The sequence below is a fragment of the Pseudomonas sp. GW823-FHT05G12 genome, assembly GCF_058795575.1.
In genome coordinates this window covers 5,165,421-5,180,915 of record NZ_CM179501.1, presented here as the reverse complement: position 1 = coordinate 5,180,915, position 15,495 = coordinate 5,165,421, and the positions used below count along the sequence as shown (strand labels likewise).

General features: G+C 63.3%; 14 protein-coding genes. 6 read left to right on the top strand and 8 right to left on the bottom strand.

Features of this window, described 5'->3' with window-relative positions:
- Positions 1-756: 756 nt before the first annotated feature.
- The 5 genes from AC3RCM_RS23685 to dksA all read right to left on the bottom strand — a co-directional run bounded on the left by AC3RCM_RS23685 (position 757) and on the right by dksA (position 6,982).
- Positions 757-2,199, bottom strand: coding sequence for a sigma-54-dependent transcriptional regulator (locus AC3RCM_RS23685; RefSeq protein ID WP_409322465.1), 1,443 nt, complete (start codon positions 2,197-2,199; stop codon positions 757-759).
- A 4-nt stretch (positions 2,200-2,203) separates the two neighbouring features.
- Complete coding sequence (locus AC3RCM_RS23680; protein ID WP_165366975.1) at positions 2,204-5,179, bottom strand: sensor histidine kinase; 2,976 nt, start codon at positions 5,177-5,179, stop codon at positions 2,204-2,206.
- Entirely contained in the window at positions 5,163-5,339 is a 177-nt protein-coding gene (locus tag AC3RCM_RS23675; protein WP_003250005.1) for a hypothetical protein, read from the bottom strand. The genes AC3RCM_RS23680 and AC3RCM_RS23675 overlap by 17 nt, the downstream gene beginning before the upstream one ends.
- Before the next feature lie 245 nt (positions 5,340-5,584).
- Positions 5,585-6,472 carry a tRNA glutamyl-Q(34) synthetase GluQRS gene (gluQRS, locus tag AC3RCM_RS23670; RefSeq protein ID WP_064491453.1) on the bottom strand — a complete coding sequence of 296 codons (888 nt, stop codon included), beginning with the start codon at positions 6,470-6,472 and terminating at the stop codon, positions 5,585-5,587.
- Positions 6,473-6,535: 63 nt separating this feature from the next.
- On the bottom strand, positions 6,536-6,982 hold the full coding sequence (gene dksA / locus AC3RCM_RS23665) for an RNA polymerase-binding protein DksA (protein ID WP_003250009.1): 447 nt from the start codon (positions 6,980-6,982) through the stop codon (positions 6,536-6,538).
- Between the two features lie 210 nt (positions 6,983-7,192).
- On the opposite strand from dksA, the gene AC3RCM_RS23660 reads away from it, so the two are divergent.
- The gene (locus AC3RCM_RS23660) at positions 7,193-8,365 is read left to right on the top strand and encodes a pyridoxal phosphate-dependent aminotransferase (protein WP_010955343.1); all 1,173 of its coding nucleotides are present in this window, start codon (positions 7,193-7,195) and stop codon (positions 8,363-8,365) included.
- The gene (gene sfsA, locus AC3RCM_RS23655; RefSeq protein WP_003250012.1) at positions 8,365-9,078 is read left to right on the top strand and encodes a DNA/RNA nuclease SfsA; all 714 of its coding nucleotides are present in this window, start codon (positions 8,365-8,367) and stop codon (positions 9,076-9,078) included. Before AC3RCM_RS23660 ends, sfsA begins: the two co-directional genes overlap by 1 nt.
- Here sfsA and AC3RCM_RS23650 read toward each other — a convergent pair.
- Complete coding sequence (locus tag AC3RCM_RS23650) at positions 9,041-9,385, bottom strand: Rieske (2Fe-2S) protein (RefSeq protein ID WP_492629179.1); 345 nt, start codon at positions 9,383-9,385, stop codon at positions 9,041-9,043. The genes sfsA and AC3RCM_RS23650 overlap by 38 nt on opposite strands.
- A 148-nt stretch (positions 9,386-9,533) precedes the next feature.
- Here AC3RCM_RS23650 and AC3RCM_RS23645 point away from each other — a divergent pair, with 148 nt between their 5' ends.
- From AC3RCM_RS23645 to AC3RCM_RS23630, 4 genes are all read left to right on the top strand, one after another.
- Positions 9,534-10,418: a heme/hemin ABC transporter substrate-binding protein gene (locus AC3RCM_RS23645; RefSeq protein ID WP_492629178.1), complete on the top strand. Its 885-nt coding sequence runs from the start codon at positions 9,534-9,536 to the stop codon at positions 10,416-10,418.
- Between the two features lie 50 nt (positions 10,419-10,468).
- The gene (locus tag AC3RCM_RS23640; protein WP_161775158.1) at positions 10,469-11,452 is read left to right on the top strand and encodes a FecCD family ABC transporter permease; all 984 of its coding nucleotides are present in this window, start codon (positions 10,469-10,471) and stop codon (positions 11,450-11,452) included.
- Positions 11,452-12,219, top strand: coding sequence for a heme ABC transporter ATP-binding protein (locus AC3RCM_RS23635; protein WP_003250021.1), 768 nt, complete (start codon positions 11,452-11,454; stop codon positions 12,217-12,219). The genes AC3RCM_RS23640 and AC3RCM_RS23635 overlap by 1 nt, the downstream gene beginning before the upstream one ends.
- A gap of 104 nt (positions 12,220-12,323) precedes the next feature.
- On the top strand, positions 12,324-13,208 hold the full coding sequence (locus AC3RCM_RS23630; protein WP_492629177.1) for a ChaN family lipoprotein: 885 nt from the start codon (positions 12,324-12,326) through the stop codon (positions 13,206-13,208).
- Positions 13,209-13,388: 180 nt separating this feature from the next.
- On the opposite strand, the gene AC3RCM_RS23625 is transcribed toward AC3RCM_RS23630, so the two are convergent.
- Complete coding sequence (locus AC3RCM_RS23625; protein ID WP_010955337.1) at positions 13,389-13,667, bottom strand: TfoX/Sxy family protein; 279 nt, start codon at positions 13,665-13,667, stop codon at positions 13,389-13,391.
- Positions 13,668-13,825: 158 nt separating this feature from the next.
- Positions 13,826-15,388 (bottom strand): bifunctional aminoglycoside phosphotransferase/ATP-binding protein, encoded by a 1,563-nt coding sequence (locus AC3RCM_RS23620; RefSeq protein WP_198747994.1) that lies wholly within the window; start codon positions 15,386-15,388, stop codon positions 13,826-13,828.
- Positions 15,389-15,495 lie beyond the last annotated feature (107 nt).

Below are 15,495 nucleotides of genomic sequence, written 5' to 3'. Positions count from 1 at the left end.
CTGCCCACAAATCTCGAAACTTGTGGACGACCCCCAAACCGGGGGTAAAGAGCAAACGGATTGCTTTGGCCGCTGATGACACGTTGATCTGTCGATCCAACCAGTTCAGGCGCTGCTTTTAGTGCAGTTTTTGTTGTTCTCTGCCTGGTTGTGGGGCAAGCCCCAAACACGCATCCTCTCCAAAAGAATCAGTTAGCTGCGCCTCCGCCATCTTGTTTTTATTGTGCGTGAGCCGTTTCGTCTTGTTCTTATTCTGAGTTGCAGTGCTTGTTATTGTTCTTGTACCAAACATATAGCAGGTGCCGTGCCAACTTTTCAAAACTCAATAAAATCAAGGGGTTGAGCGGGTTCTGCAGTTTTTGGCAGGTCGAAAATGTCGCAATTTCGTTACCGTACGCCTCGGGGACTGTTACGGCGGAAAGCTTGGGTAACAGATTTTTACGGGAGGTGAGGTGTTACCTGGGGTGTTCGCCGTGACACGTTCAGCGCCTGTGAGACCGAGCGCCGCCCGCGCGGCGCTTCGCGGCTAAAGCCGCTCCTACATTTGTTCGGGCCAATTTTTCTGTGGGATTTGCGCGCGAATGCCTTGGCGCATGGCTCGAGATTGCGTCGTACAACAAGGCGGTCGCGCGCGCGTGGCACAGGAGGGACTGGCCCGAAACAAATGTAGGAGCGGCTTTAGCCGCGAAGCGCCGCGCGGGCGGCGCTCGGTCTCACCGACGCCGCATAGGCTGCGGCGTGCGGTGCGCAGGTGGGTTATTCGCTGGTAGCGTTGCTCTTGCGCCGTGGGATGCCCAGGCGCTGACGGCGTTCCCACAGGCACTTGCGGCTGACGCCGAGCTTGCGTGCCAATTCGGTCTCGGTCATGTGGTCCTGGTGTTCAAGCACGAAGTGCTGGAAGTAGTCTTCCAGCGACAGGTCTTCGGTCGGCTCGTGGCTGGCATTGCCCCCGTTGGCCACCACCAGGGCATTGTCGAGGATGTCGTCCTCTTCCAGGTCGCTCAGCTCGATGTCGATGCCCAGCAGCTCGGCGGAAATTTCTGCGCTCTCGCTGAGGATCACCGCGCGCTCCACGGCGTTTTCCAGTTCACGCACGTTACCGGGCCAGCTGTAGTGACGAATGGCTTGCTCGGCCTCGGCCGAGAAGTGCAGGTCGTCGCGGCCGATGCGAGCGCTCTGGCGGGCGAGGAAGACGTTGGCGATCTCGTTGACGTCGCTGCCACGCTCGCGCAGAGCCGGCAGCTTTAGGGCGATGACGTGCAGTCGGTAATACAAGTCTTCACGGAACTGGCCGGCCTTGGCCAGGTTTTTCAGGTCGCGGTGGGTCGCGGCGATCAGGCGCACATCGACCTTTTGCGACTGCACCGAACCTACCCGGCGTATCTCGCCTTCCTGCAGCACACGCAGCAGGCGAGCCTGGGCTTCGAGCGGCAGTTCGCCAATTTCATCGAGGAACAGCGTACCGCCATCGGCGGCCTCCACCAAGCCGGCGCGCCCGGCGCTGGCGCCGGTGAACGCGCCTTTTTCGTGGCCGAACAGTTCGGATTCGATCAGTGTTTCGGGGATGGCCGCGCAGTTCACCGAGATCATCGGTGCCTTGGCCCGGCGAGACAGGTTGTGCAGGGCGCGGGCCACCAGCTCTTTACCGGTGCCCGACTCGCCCTGGATCAGCACATTGGAGTCGGTAGGCGCGACCTTGCGGATCTTGCTGTACATGTCCTGCATGGGCTGGCACGAGCCGATGATGCCGATCTCGCCATTGGCCGTTGCCGCGCTGCCTTTGTCGGACGCTGTAGCCTTGCCATTGCTGGCGCGGGGCTCGGCAGGCGGTGCAGCAGCGGGGGCGTTCTGCCGGTCACGCAGAATACGCGCTACTGCCTGCAGCATCTCGTCGTGGTCGAAGGGCTTGGCGATGTAGTCCACCGCGCCCATTTTCATCGAGTCCACCGCTGAGCGCAGGCTGGCGTAACTGGTCATGATCAGCACCGGGGTGCCCTGGCCGAGCTTGATCAGCTCGGTGCCGGGCGCGCCTGGCAGGCGCAGGTCGCTGACGATCAGGTCGAAAGTGGCAATGCTGAAGCGTTCCTGGGCTTCCTGCACCGAGCCGGCCTCGCTGACCTGGTACTGGTTCCGCTCAAGCAGGCGACGCAGGGCCGAGCGGATGATGGTTTCGTCTTCGACGATCAGAATGTGCGGCATTGATTCAATTCTCTCGACGGTCTCGAATTTCAGGGGACGTCGCTACGACATGCCGGGGCAGGGTCACGCGGATCCGGGTGCCACGTTGCCGTTCGATATCGGCCGGGCTGTCGATGGTGATTTGCCCATAATGCTCTTCCACGATGGAATAGACCAGAGCGAGCCCCAGTCCGGTTCCTTCGCCCGGGTCCTTGGTGGTGAAGAAGGGTTCGAACAGGCGGTCCATGATGTTCTTCGGAATCCCGCTGCCTTCGTCTTCGACGATCAGGTCGACGGTGTGCTCGTTAACCTCGCTGCGCACGCGCACGGCGCTGCCGGGCGGCGAGGCATCGCGGGCGTTGGAGAGCAGGTTGATCAGCACCTGGGCCAGGCGCTGCGGGTCACCTTCGGCCCAATGGTCCGGGTCGCAAAGGTTGAAGAACTGTACTTCGAAATTGCGCCGGTTCAACGCCAGCAGACCGATGGCATCTTGTGCCACTTCAGCCAGGCACACGGGCTCCTCGCTGTTCTGGTGGCTGCCGCCGGCATGGGCGAAGCTCATCAGCGACTGGACGATGCGCGATACGCGCTTGGTCTGGTCAAGGATCTGGCTGGACAACTCGATGATTTCGCCATCGTCTTCGCGTTCCTCGCGCAGGTTTTGCGCCAGGCAGGCGATGCCGGTGATCGGGTTGCCGATCTCGTGGGCCACGCCGGCGGCCAGGCGGCCGATGCTGGCCAGGCGCTCGGAGTGCACCAGCTTGTCTTCCAGTGCCTGGGTTTCGGTAAGGTCTTCCACCAGCAGTACCAGCCCGCTGTTACCGGGGGCCAGAGGCTCGTCGATGGCTGCCTTGTGCAGGTTCAGCCAGCGCGGCTGGCCGTCCAGCGCCAGGCGCTGCTTGTGCAGGTGCTCGTCGGGCACGTTGATGAAGCCTTGCAGCAGGCCGCGCCAAGGCTCGTCGATGGTGACCAGGCGCGAGCCGACCACATGCTTGGCGGCGATGCCGGTGAGCTCTTCCATGGCCTTGTTCCACATCAGGATTTCCTGGTCCTTGGCCAGCGAGCAGACGCCCATGGGCAACTCCTGCAGGGTCTGGCGATGGTAGCGGCGCAAGGCATCGAGCTCGGCGGCCAACCCGGTCAGGCGCGAGTGGTAGTCTTCCAGGCGGCTTTCGATGAAGTGGATGTCTTCGGTCACGTAGTTTTCGTTACCGGACTTGTACGGCAGGAAAGTCTCGACCATGTCCTGGGCCACGCTCGGCCCCATCAGGCCGGACAGATTGGCTTCGATGCGGTCGCGCAGGCGGCGCAGGGCATAGGGGCGGCGTTCGTCGAACGGCAGGTAGAGGTCGCGCAGCGCTTGCTCGACTTCCTTTTGCGCGGCCTTGGCGCCCAGCGGCTTGGCCAGCTGGGTGGCGAATTCCTGCGGCGAGGCGGCGTGCAGCTCGCGGCGCTGTGGGCGGCGCACGTTATCCACGGCACAGGCTTCGGCCGCGCTGACTTCTTCGTTGCTGGCGTTGGTGAACAATGAGATCAGGGTGAACAGCAGCACGTTGGCCGCCAGCGAGGCGATGGCTGCCATGTGCCAGCTGGTATCGTCCAGCACATAGATCATGTCCAGCAGCGGGATGTAGAAGCCCTGCAAGTTGCCGAGAAGCGGCAGCAGCATGGTCACCATCCACACCAGGGTGCCGGCCAGCAGCCCGGCGATGAAACCGCGGCGGTTGGCGGTTGGCCAGTAGAGTACCGACAGCACCCCGGGCAGGAACTGCAAGGTGGCGACGAAGGCGACGATGCCCAGGTTGGCCAGGCTCTGGTGGTAGTTCTGGCTCAGGTAGAACATGAAGCCGGCGGTGATGATGGCGACGATCAGTGCACGGCGGGTCCACTTCAGCCAACGGTAGATGTTGCCCTCGGCCGGCGGCTGGTAAAGCGGCAGCACCAGGTGGTTCAGGGCCATGCCCGACAGCGCCAGGGTGGTGACGATGATCAGGCCGCTGGCTGCCGACAGGCCGCCAATGTAGGCCAGCAGTGCCAATGCCTGGTTGTTGGCGGCGATGCCCAGGCCCAGGGTGAAGTACTCGGGGTTGGTGCTGGCGCCCAGGCGCAGGCCGGCCCACAGCACCAGCGGCACGGCAAGACTCATCAGCAGCAGGAACAGCGGCAGGCCCCAGCTGGCGCTGACCAGCGAGCGCGGGTTGAGGTTTTCGGTAAAGGCCATGTGGTACATGTGCGGCATGACGATGGCCGAGGCGAAGAACACCAGCAGCAGGGTGCGCCATGGGCCTTCCTGCAGGGGGGTGTGCAGGGCGGCGAGGGCGGTCTGGTTCTGCAGCAGCCAGACTTCCAGCTCGTGCGGGCCGCCGAATACGCCATACAAGGCATACAGGCCGATACCGCCCAGGGCCAGCAGCTTGATCACCGACTCGAAGGCGATGGCGAATACCAACCCCTCATGTTTCTCGCGCGTGGCGATGTGCCGCGAGCCGAAGAAGATGGTGAACAGAATGATCAGCGTGCAAAAGGCAAAGGCCACCCGGGCCTTGACCGGTTCACCGGTAAGGATGCTGATCGAATCGGCCACCGCCTGGATCTGCAAGGCCAGCAATGGCAGCACGCCAATCAGCATGATGATGGTGGTCAAGGCCCCGGCCCAGGTACTGCGGAAGCGGAAGGCCAGCAGGTCGGCCAGCGATGACAGCTGATAGGTGCGGGTGATCTTGAGGATCGGGTAGAGCAGCACCGGCGCCAGCAGGAATGCGCCAGACACCCCCAGGTAACAGGCAAGGAAGCCGTAGCCGTATTGGTAGGCCAGGCCAACCGAGCCATAGAAGGCCCAGGCACTGGCGTAGACGCCCAGCGACAGGGTGTAGGTAAGTGGGTGGCGAATGATCGAACGCGGGATCAGCCCGCGCTCGCTGATCCAGGCCACGCCGAACAGCACCATGAGGTACCCGGCGCTGATCAGGATCATCTGGGTCAGGCTAAAGCTCATCGGCATCTCGTTGGCTCTGCAGGATGAAGGTGACGACGATCAGGATCAGCCAGAGCAGGTAGGGGCGGTACCAGGCTCCGGTCGGTTCGATCCACCAGTCCATGATGGCTGGGGAGAACAGGTAGATCCCCACGACCAGAAGCAGGACCAAACGATAGATGTACATGCTGGCCTCGATGGTTGGGTGCTACGGGCTTGAACTTATTATTGGCGCAAATGGCAGGGGGGATGCTAGCGGGAATCCACAGCGTTCGCCAAGGGTTTGAATTTACTGGGCTTTTGTTTTTGAGAGGTGGAATGAATGTGCCGGCCTCTTCGCGGGTGAACACGCACCTACAGGTAAAGCGTTGCCTCTAGGTTTATTGAGGACCCTGTGGGAGCGGGCGCGCCCGCGAAGAGACCGGTAAAGTTTCAGCGCAGATCAGCCTCTGGCACGGTGGTCCGCTGCGCGATCGCTTCCGGCCGCCATTGCGTGCGCGCGACTGCCAGCACCTCTGCCGGCGTCGCCAACAGCAGTTCCGGGTCTGTCTTCTGCCCCAGCGCCCGCAATGCCCGCAGCAGCAGGGGGGTAGCATGCTCCGCCTGCAGTGGCGGCGAACGGTACGACTTGCCCAGCTTGTGCCCATCCGGCTGCACGATCAGCGGAATATGCAGGTAACGCGGCTGTGAGAAGCCCAGCAGTTCCTGCAGGTACAGCTGGCGCGGGGTGTTGTCGAGCAGGTCGGCACCACGCACGATGTCGGTAACACCCTGCCAGGCATCGTCCAGCACCACGGCCAGCTGGTAGGCGTACAACCCGTCACGACGCTGGATGACGAAGTCACCCACCTCACGCCCCAGGTGTTGCTGGTACTCACCCTGCACTCGGTCGGTAAAGCGGTAGATCAGCTCCGGCACCCGCAAGCGGATGGCTGCCCCTTCACGGGCATGTCCGGCGTTGCGGCAAAAGCCTGGGTAGATGCCGTTGTAGCTTTCCAGCTGCTTGCGCGAGCAGGTGCATGCGTACGCCAGGCCCATGTTGAACAGGCGGTCTACCACGGCAGCATAGGCATCGTGGCGCTGGCTCTGGAATACCACCTCGCCATCCCAGTGCAGGCCGTAACGTTCCAGCGTCTGGAGGATGGCATCGCGGGCGCCGGGCATCTCCCGGGGCGGGTCGGTGTCTTCCATGCGCAGCAGCCAGCGGCCGTTGACGGCGCGGGCATCGAGCCAGGAGGCGAGGGCGGCGACCAGCGAGCCGAAGTGCAGGAAGCCGCTGGGGGTGGGGGCGAAGCGCCCGATGTAGCTGGAGTCGGTCATGGTCAGGCTGGGCATATAAATGAAACGGGGCGCATGATGCGCCCCGTTCAGGTGGAAGAAAGATCAGCCTTTGCCGACCGTTTTTTCCTTTTTCTCGGCAATTTCCTTGCAGTCGAAGCACAGGTCGGCGGTAGGGCGGGCTTCCAGGCGGCGCAGGCCGATCTCGATGCCGCACGACTCGCACCAGCCGTACTCTTCGTCCTGAATCTTCTGCAGGGTTTTATCGATTTTCTTGATCAACTTGCGCTCGCGGTCGCGGTTGCGCAGTTCGAGGGCGAATTCCTCTTCCTGGGATGCGCGGTCTGCGGGATCTGCAAAGTTGGCTGCTTCTTCTTTCATATGGTCAACGGTCTTGTCGACGCCGACCATCAGCTCTTGCTTCCAGCCAGTGAGGATCTTGGTGAAGTGCTTGCGCATGGGCTCACCCATGTACTCCTCACCCTTGGTCTCCTGATAGGGTGCAACCCCATAAAGATTCTGGTTGGCTTTTTGCTTTTCTAGGGTGGACATGAATAGACCGCCTCTCACTCATCTGATCCAATGCGCAGGATGCTCCATCTCCGGCGACCGCCGGCCCTGCGACTGCGAGCCGCCGAACTTACCAGATAGATCGGGGGTGCGCTACCCCGCCCGATCCTGCTAATTGACACCGGCCTGAGCGGTACGTTCGGTGGTGTGCAGAGGTAGAATCTCCAGTTTAGACCCATTTGAGAGAAGGTCATGGCCCAACCCTACAGTGCGCGCAGCCGCGCCATCGAACCTTTCCACGTCATGGCGCTGCTGGCCCGGGCCAACGAGCTGCAGGCGGCCGGGCACGATGTGATCCACCTGGAAATCGGCGAGCCGGACTTCACCACGGCCGCACCCATCGTCGCGGCCGGCCAGGCCGCGCTGGCCGCAGGGCACACTCGCTACACCGCCGCACGCGGTCTGCCGGCACTGCGTGAGGCAATTGCCGGTTTTTATGGGCAGCGCTATGGCCTGAACATCGACCCGGAACGCATCCTTATTACCCCCGGTGGCTCCGGCGCGCTGCTGCTGGCCAGCAGCCTGCTGGTGGACCCGGGCAAGCACTGGCTGCTGGCCGATCCGGGTTACCCGTGCAATCGCCACTTCCTGCGCCTGGTCGAGGGCGGGGCCCAATTGGTACCGGTGGGCCCGGATGTGAACTATCAGCTGACTGCCGACCTGGTTGAGCGCTACTGGGACAAGGACACCGTCGGAGCCCTGGTCGCTTCGCCGGCCAACCCGACCGGTACCGTGCTGGGGCGCGAGGCGTTGGCCTGCCTGGCCAGAACCACCCACGAGCGGCATGGCCATCTGGTGGTGGACGAGATCTACCACGGCCTCACCTATGGCATGGACGCGCCGAGCGTGCTGGAAGTCGACGACTCGGCATTCGTCCTGAATAGTTTTTCCAAGTACTTCGGCATGACCGGTTGGCGCCTTGGCTGGCTGGTGGCCCCGCCCGGTGCGGTCGCGGACCTGGAGAAACTGGCGCAGAACCTGTACATCAGTGCGCCGAGCATGGCGCAGCATGCCGCGCTGGCCTGTTTCCAGCCCGAGGCGCTGGCCATTTTCGAGGAGCGCCGCGCCGAATTCGCCCGCCGTCGCGACTACCTGCTGCCCGCCCTGCGTGAACTGGGCTTCCGCATTGCCGTCGAGCCGCAAGGTGCGTTCTACCTGTATGCCGATATCAGTGCTTTCGGCGGGGATGCGTTCGCATTCTGCCGACACTTCCTGGAAACCCAGCACGTGGCGTTCACGCCGGGCCTGGACTTCGGTCGCCACCTGGCCGGGCACCATGTGCGCTTCGCTTATACCCAGAGCCTGCCGCGCCTGGAAGAAGCGGTGCAGCGTATTGCCCGTGGCCTGCAGAGCTGGCAAGGCTGATGCGTTTTTCTCCTTCACTCGAGCAGGGCCGCCTGTTGCGTCGCTACAAGCGCTTTCTGGCCGATATCGAACTGGCCAGCGGCGAGCAGATGACTATCCACTGCCCGAATACCGGCTCCATGCTCAACTGCATGCGTGAAGGTGGGCAGGTGTGGTTCAGCCGCTCCAACGACCCCAAGCGCAAGCTGCCAGGGACCTGGGAAATCAGCGAAACCCCCCAGGGGCGGTTGGCCTGTGTGAATACCGGGCGGGCCAATGCGTTGGTCGAAGAGGCCCTGCGCGCCGGCACAATCACTGAACTGGCCGGTTTCACTGCACTCAAGCGCGAAGTGGCCTATGGCGAGGAAGGCAGCCGTATCGACTTTCGCCTGGAATTCGAGGGGGCTCCGGCTTATATCGAGGTCAAGAGTGTGACGCTGGGCTACCCCGACACTGCAGTTGCGGCCTTCCCTGATGCGGTGACTCAACGCGGTGCGAAACACCTGCGCGAGCTGGCAAAGCTGGCCCGGCAGGGCGTGCGGGCCGTGCAGCTGTATTGCGTGAACCTGACCGGCATCGACGCTGTGCGCCCGGCTGAAGAAATCGATACGGCCTACGCCCAGGCGCTGCGCGCTGCCGTAGCGGACGGGGTGGAGGTGCTGGCCTATGGCACTCGGCTGGACGCCGAGGGTATCGTCATCGATCGCCGCTTGCCGGTGCTGCTGACCCCATGAACCAGATGCCCTGGCTGTCTTCGTGGCAGCCCAGGGGCTGCAGCTGCTCACCCTCACAGGGGCCTGCCACGCATTCGCCGCTTTCTATCAGGAACAGGGCACCGTGATGGGCGCAGTGGATGAGGCTGGCGCTGTCATCCAGAAACGCGTCCTCTGCCCAGTTCAGCGGGATGTCCCGGTGCGGGCAGCGGTTGCGGTACAGGTACACCTGGCCTTGGCGACGCACGCCGAACAGTTCGAGGCCGTCTACGCTGAAGGCGCGGCTTTGGCCCTCGGCCAGGCCGAGGGATGTACAAAGGAAGTGCATGGCGAGGATGACCCGTGAAACACGTGATGGCTTGACGCTCCAATGCGAATAATTATCAAATTGATCGCATTCGCTGCGCCTGGCTGCCTATGGTGCGCAGTTCCGCTGCTCGCCACAAGGCGTGTAGCCCGTCTTCAGAAGGAACCCGATGATGCGCCGTCCAGCTGCTTTTCTCGCTCTGTGTGCAAGCCTTGTGCTCTCTACCCAAGCCTTGGCAGCCGAGCTGCCGCAACGCTGGGTCAGCGCGGGTGGCGCCTTGAGCGAGTGGATAACCGCATTGGGAGGTGAAGCGCGCCTGGTCGGTGTGGACACTACCAGTCAGCACCCGGCCTCGTTGAAAGCCTTGCCCAGTGTGGGGTATCAGCGGCAGCTGTCGGCCGAAGGCATCCTCAGCCTGCGCCCGGATGTGCTGGTGGGCACCGAGGAAATGGGGCCGCCACCGGTACTGGCGCAAATCCGCAAGGCCGGCGTGCGGGTCGAGTTGTTCTCCAGCAAGGCCGAGCTGTCGGCAGTGGATGAAAACCTCAGGCACCTGGGGCAGTTGCTCGGTGCAGAGCAGCAAGCGTCCGCGCTTGCAGCGGACTACCGCCAGCGGCTCGATGCGTTGCAGGCCAACGTCAAGCTGGCCCAGGCCGGGCAGCAGGCTCCCGGGGTGTTGCTGCTGGTCGGCCATGCCGGGGCCAAGCCGCTGATCGCCGGGCAAGGCACTGCCGGTGACTGGCTGCTGAGCCAGGCGGGTGGGCGTAACCTGGCCGCGCACCCAGGCTACAAGAACTTCTCCAACGAAGCGTTGGCGGCGCTTGACCCGGATGTGATCGTGTTTTCCGACCGGGCGCTGGCCGATGAACAGGCCTTGCAGGCGCTGTTGAAAGAAAACCCCGCGCTGGCTGCCTCGCGGGCCGTGCGTGAGAAACGCCTGGTCTCCTTGGACCCGACGCTGCTGGTCGGCGGGCTCGGGCCTCGGCTACCGGCGACCTTGCAGTCGCTGGCAGCCACCTTCTACCCGGCTGCTCAGGCCAGCTTCGCGCAATGAAACAGCGGGTCTCGCCACGTACGTTGTTCATTAGCCTGAGCCTGCTGTGCCTGTTGGCGATCTGGCTGTCACTGGCGCTGGGGCCAGTCAGCCTGCCAATGTTCGATACGCTGCGCGCTGGCCTGCGCCTGTTGGGGCTGCCCGTTTCCGAAGATGGCCTGCAGCAGGCCGAGATGATCCTTGGCCAGATCCGTCTGCCCCGTACCTTGTTGGGGTTGGCTGTGGGCGCGGTGCTGGCGCTGTCCGGGGTGGCGATGCAGGGGCTGTTCCGCAACCCGCTGGCCGACCCCGGGCTGGTAGGGGTTGCCGCCGGCGCCGCGATGGGGGCAGCGGTTGCCATTGTTGGCGGTGCCTGGTTTGGCGGCATGCCGGATGCTTTCGCGCCTTATCTGCTGTCGTTCTGCGCGTTTGTCGGCGGGCTTGGGGTAACTGCGCTGGTCTACCGCCTGGGGCGCCGCGATGGCCAGACCAACGTCGCCACGATGCTATTGGCTGGCGTGGCCATGACCGCACTGGGGGGCGCGGCCGTGGGGCTGTTCTCTTACCTGGCCGATGACGCCACCTTGCGCACGCTGACGTTCTGGAACCTTGGCAGCCTCAATGGCGCCAGCTATGAGCGGCTGTGGCCATTGTTGCTGGTGGCGACAGGGGTAGCGGTGTGGCTGCCGCGCCGGGCCAAGGCGCTGAATGCCCTGTTGCTGGGTGAGTCGGAGGCGCGTCACCTGGGCGTTGACGTGGAGCGGCTCAAGCGTGAGCTGGTGTTCTGCACGGCGCTGGGCGTGGGGGCGGCAGTGGCGGCAGCCGGGTTGATCGGCTTCATCGGTCTGGTAGTGCCGCACCTGGTACGTCTGCTGGCCGGGCCTGATCACCGTGTGGTGCTGCCTGCCTCGCTGCTGGCCGGCGGTGTACTGATGTTGTTCGCCGACCTGGCGGCGCGGCTGCTACTGGCGCCTGCCGAGCTGCCGATTGGTATCGTCACGGCCTTCATTGGTGCGCCGTTCTTCCTGTTCCTGCTGATGCGAGGGCGCGGCTGATGTTGCATGTAGAGGGCCTGTACCTGCGCAGGGGCAGCAATGAGGTGCTGCACGACATTCACCTGCAGTTGCCTCCGGGGCAGGTCGTGGGTGTGCTCGGTCCCAACGGTGCCGGCAAGAGCAGCCTCCTGAGTGTGCTGTGCGGTGAACTGGCGCCCGACCGCGGGCGGGTAACGCTGCAGGGCCGCCCGCTGGCCGATTGGGCCGGACAGGAACGGGCAAGGCGCCTGGCAGTGTTGCCGCAGGTGTCCAGCCTGGGTTTCTCGTTTCGGGTGGAGGAAGTGGTAGGCATGGGGCGCATGCCTCATGGCACCGGTCAGCGGCGCGATGCGGAAATCGTCGAAGCGGCGTTGCGGGCGGCAGATGCCTGGCACCTGGTAGAGCGCAGCTACCTGGCGCTTTCCGGTGGCGAGCGGCAACGGGTACACCTGGCCCGCGTGCTGGCGCAACTATGGCCGGGGGAGGAGGGCAGCACGTTGTTGCTCGACGAACCGACCTCGATGCTCGACCCGCTGCATCAGCACACCACCCTGGAAGCCGTACGCCGCTTCGCCGACTGCGGTGCTGCAGTGTTGGTGATCCTGCATGACCTGAACCTGGCAGCACGTTACTGTGACCGTATCCTGTTGCTGGAACAGGGGCGCTGCCACGCGTTTGCCACGCCCGAAGAGGCACTGACCCCAGCGGCACTGAAGGCGGTGTACGGTATTGACGTGTTGGTGCAGGCGCACCCCGAGCGCGGGCACCCGCTGATCATCACCCGTTGATGTGCTCAACGCGTGCATGGCCTTTGTGAAAGTGGCCTTGTCTTGCGACCGGCCCGCCCCCGGTGCAGGCCATTTAAAGTGTGGATGACATGGAGTAACTGCCGATGCGACACCCGATGCTGTCCGGTTTCTCGCTGTGCCTGGTACTGGCGATAGGCGGCTGTCAGGCCAGCCTGCCGCCGTTGCCCGCCTGGCAGAGCAGTGAAGGTCGCACGCACGCCGAGCTGGGAACGATTGTCGACCTGTCCAATGAGCAGGTCATAAGCCCTGAAACGCTGGTGCAGCGCCTGGCTGATGCGCCCCGAGTGCTTGTCGGCGAGAAGCATGACAACCCTGACCATCACGCGCTGCAACTGTGGCTGCTGCGCGCTCTTCAAGGCCAGCGCATTCAGGGCAGCCTGTTGCTGGAGATGCTGCAGCCCAGCCAGCAATCGCGGGTGGACAAGCTGGTGGGGCAGCCTTTGCCGGAAGACTTGCCCAAGGCACTGGCCTGGCAGGAGGGCTGGGATTGGCAGTTGTACGGGCCGATTGTCACCGAAGCCTTGCAGCATCGGGTGACGTTGCTGGCAGCCAACCTTTCGCCTGCCGAGATGCGTCAGGCCTATCGACAGCCGGCTCCGGTGCAGGGCGAAAAGTCCAATGCACCTGCGGTAAAGGCTGCCTTGCTGGAGCAGGTGCGCGCCGGGCATTGCGGGATGCTGCCGGAAAGCCAGTTACCGGCGATGCTGGCCGTTCAGCAGCAGCGCGACCGGCGCATGGCCGAGCGCTTGCAGGCGGCACCGCAACCGGCACTGCTGTTTGCCGGGGCTTACCATGTGCGCAAGGACCTGGGCATACCCTTGCATCTGGCTGACCTGGGGGCATCGGGGGAGAGCAAGGTATTGCTGCTGGCTGAGGTGGGCGAGCGAATCGAGCCTGGCGAGGCTGATTATGTGTGGTACACGGCAGCGATGCCGGAGCAGGATTATTGTGCGCAGCTGCGGCGCTGATCCTGAAAAGGCACAGGCAAAAAAAGACCCGGCAAATTGCCGGGTCAATAACCGTGATTAGCCTGATGAGGAGATAATCTGAGAGTCCGAACCAGGGGCTCTTAGCTTATCCAACCAGTCTCGCGACCAGTTGCGATAATCATAACAATTCTCATTTAGCCGTCAATCCCTTTACCCCGATTATTTGGGTTTTTTTTGCGTAGGGTTTTTCGCGTCCAATTGTTGGTTGAGTGCTTCCTTGCGTTCGAGCGGCAAATCGTTCCAGTGCATGTCCAGCAGGGCGCCTTCAATGGCATACAACAGCACCTTCGATGCACGGAACCCTCGTGTCTTCACGGCCTGGTACGCACCCACCGCGCCCAGGCGGCGCAAATCCGATGCACTGTGGATGCCGGCCGCATGCAGCCACTGCGCAGAAGTCTTGCCAAGGTTCTTCAGATGCTGCAATTCATCGTTCATCGAGCCTCCTTGCGATGGCTGAACGGGAATGGGGGGATAAATCGCGAGCAGGTCTGAGAGGAGTGTAGCGGGCGTTGGGAAATATGCGGCTTTTTGCCATCGGGGGATGAGCGGCCTGTGCCTGCCCCTTGGCGGGCAGGCACAGGAAGGTGACGAACTTACAGGCCAGGCAACCGCTGGCGAATCTGCTCGATCACCTGATCCATGCTGCCGGCAGCCTGGGTATCGACGCGGGTGCTGTGCACCAGCTCCTGCGCATCCAGCGCCTCACGGCTGGCCTGTTGGGCCTTGATCACCTCCAGCGTGGCATCCGACGGGTCGCTGTTTTCGGCCTGGCGCTGCTCCAGCCAACTGGCGATGACCGCCTCTGGCGCGTGGCAGTCGAGGATGAGGAACGGCACGCCGGTCTGGCTGGCAACGTCTGCCGCAGCCTGGCGTTGTTCACGCTTGAGGTAGGTGGCGTCCAGCACCACCGGGAAGCCGGCGCGCAGCACCGTCGCTGCTACCTCGTGCAGGCGCTGATAGGTCGCTGCGCTGGCGTCCTGGTCGTATATGCCGGTACTCAGCTGGCCGGCGTCGGCCTGCTGTTGTTCGCCGAACAGGCGCTTGCGCTCTACGTCCGAACGCACGCGCACTGCACCCAGGGCCTCGACCAGGCGCATGGCCACGTGACTTTTGCCCACCGCCGAAACACCATGGGTGATGGCCAGCAGGCGCGACGGGATGGCGCTGTAGCTTTCGGCCAGGTTGGCGTAGTTGCGGTAGGTGCGCAGGGTGGTGGCACGCTGCACGCCATCAGCGTCGGCCGGCATGCTGAACAGTGCGACCTTGGCCCGCACCAGCGCGCGATAGGCTTTGTAGAAGTTGAGCAGTTCCAGGCCTTCGTAGTCCCCCGTCAGTTCCAGGTACTGGCTGATGAAGCGCCGGGCCAGGCACTTCAGGCCGCGGTCTTCCAGGTCCATGGCCAGGAAGGCGGTGTCGGCGTAGACGTCGGTCAGTCGGAAAGGCTCGTTGAACTCGATGCAATCGAAGATCACCACCTTGCCATCGATCAAGGTGGCATTGCCCAGGTGGATGTCACCGTGGCACTCACGGATGAAGCCCTTGGCCTTGCGCTTTTCCAGCAGGCCATGCAGGCGCTCGAAGCTGCTGCGGGCCCAGGCCTGCAGGGCGTCGAGTTGCTGCAGATCGGCTTTGTCGCTGAGGAATGGGCGAATCTGCTCGAAGTTCTGCTCCACCGGGGCCATCACGCTGTCTGGCGTGCCCAGCGGGTGTTCCATCGGCACACGTGGGGCCTGCAGGTGAAACTCGGCAATCTGCCGGGCCATCTGGTCGATGTGCGTGGCGTTCAGTTCGCCATTGGCCTGCAGGGTGTTGAGCATCTGGCCCTGGGGGAACTGGCGCATCTTCAGCACATACTCGATGGCTTCACCTTCGCCACCGATCTGCGGTGCGTCGACGCTACCGGTGATCGGCAACACTTCCAGGTACAGGCCTTCGGTCAGGCGTTGGTTCAGGCGCAATTCTTCGTTACAGAAATGCTGGCGCTGGTCCAGTCCGGTGAAGTCCAGGAAGCCGAAATTCATCGGTTTCTTGATCTTGTAGGCGTATTCGCCAGTGAGCAGGACCCAGGAGATATGCGTCTCGATGAGCTGAAACCCCTCCACGGAGTGAGGGTACAGGGCAGGGTTCTGCAACGCAGTAATAAGAGCTTGGCTCACGGCAAATCCTTCCGGGGCAAGGGAATTCGAATGCGCCATTATGGTCAATGGTGCCGTCCCTGCCTACCGCCGGGCCGTCTGCCCAGCCTTTATAAAGTGCGTATAAT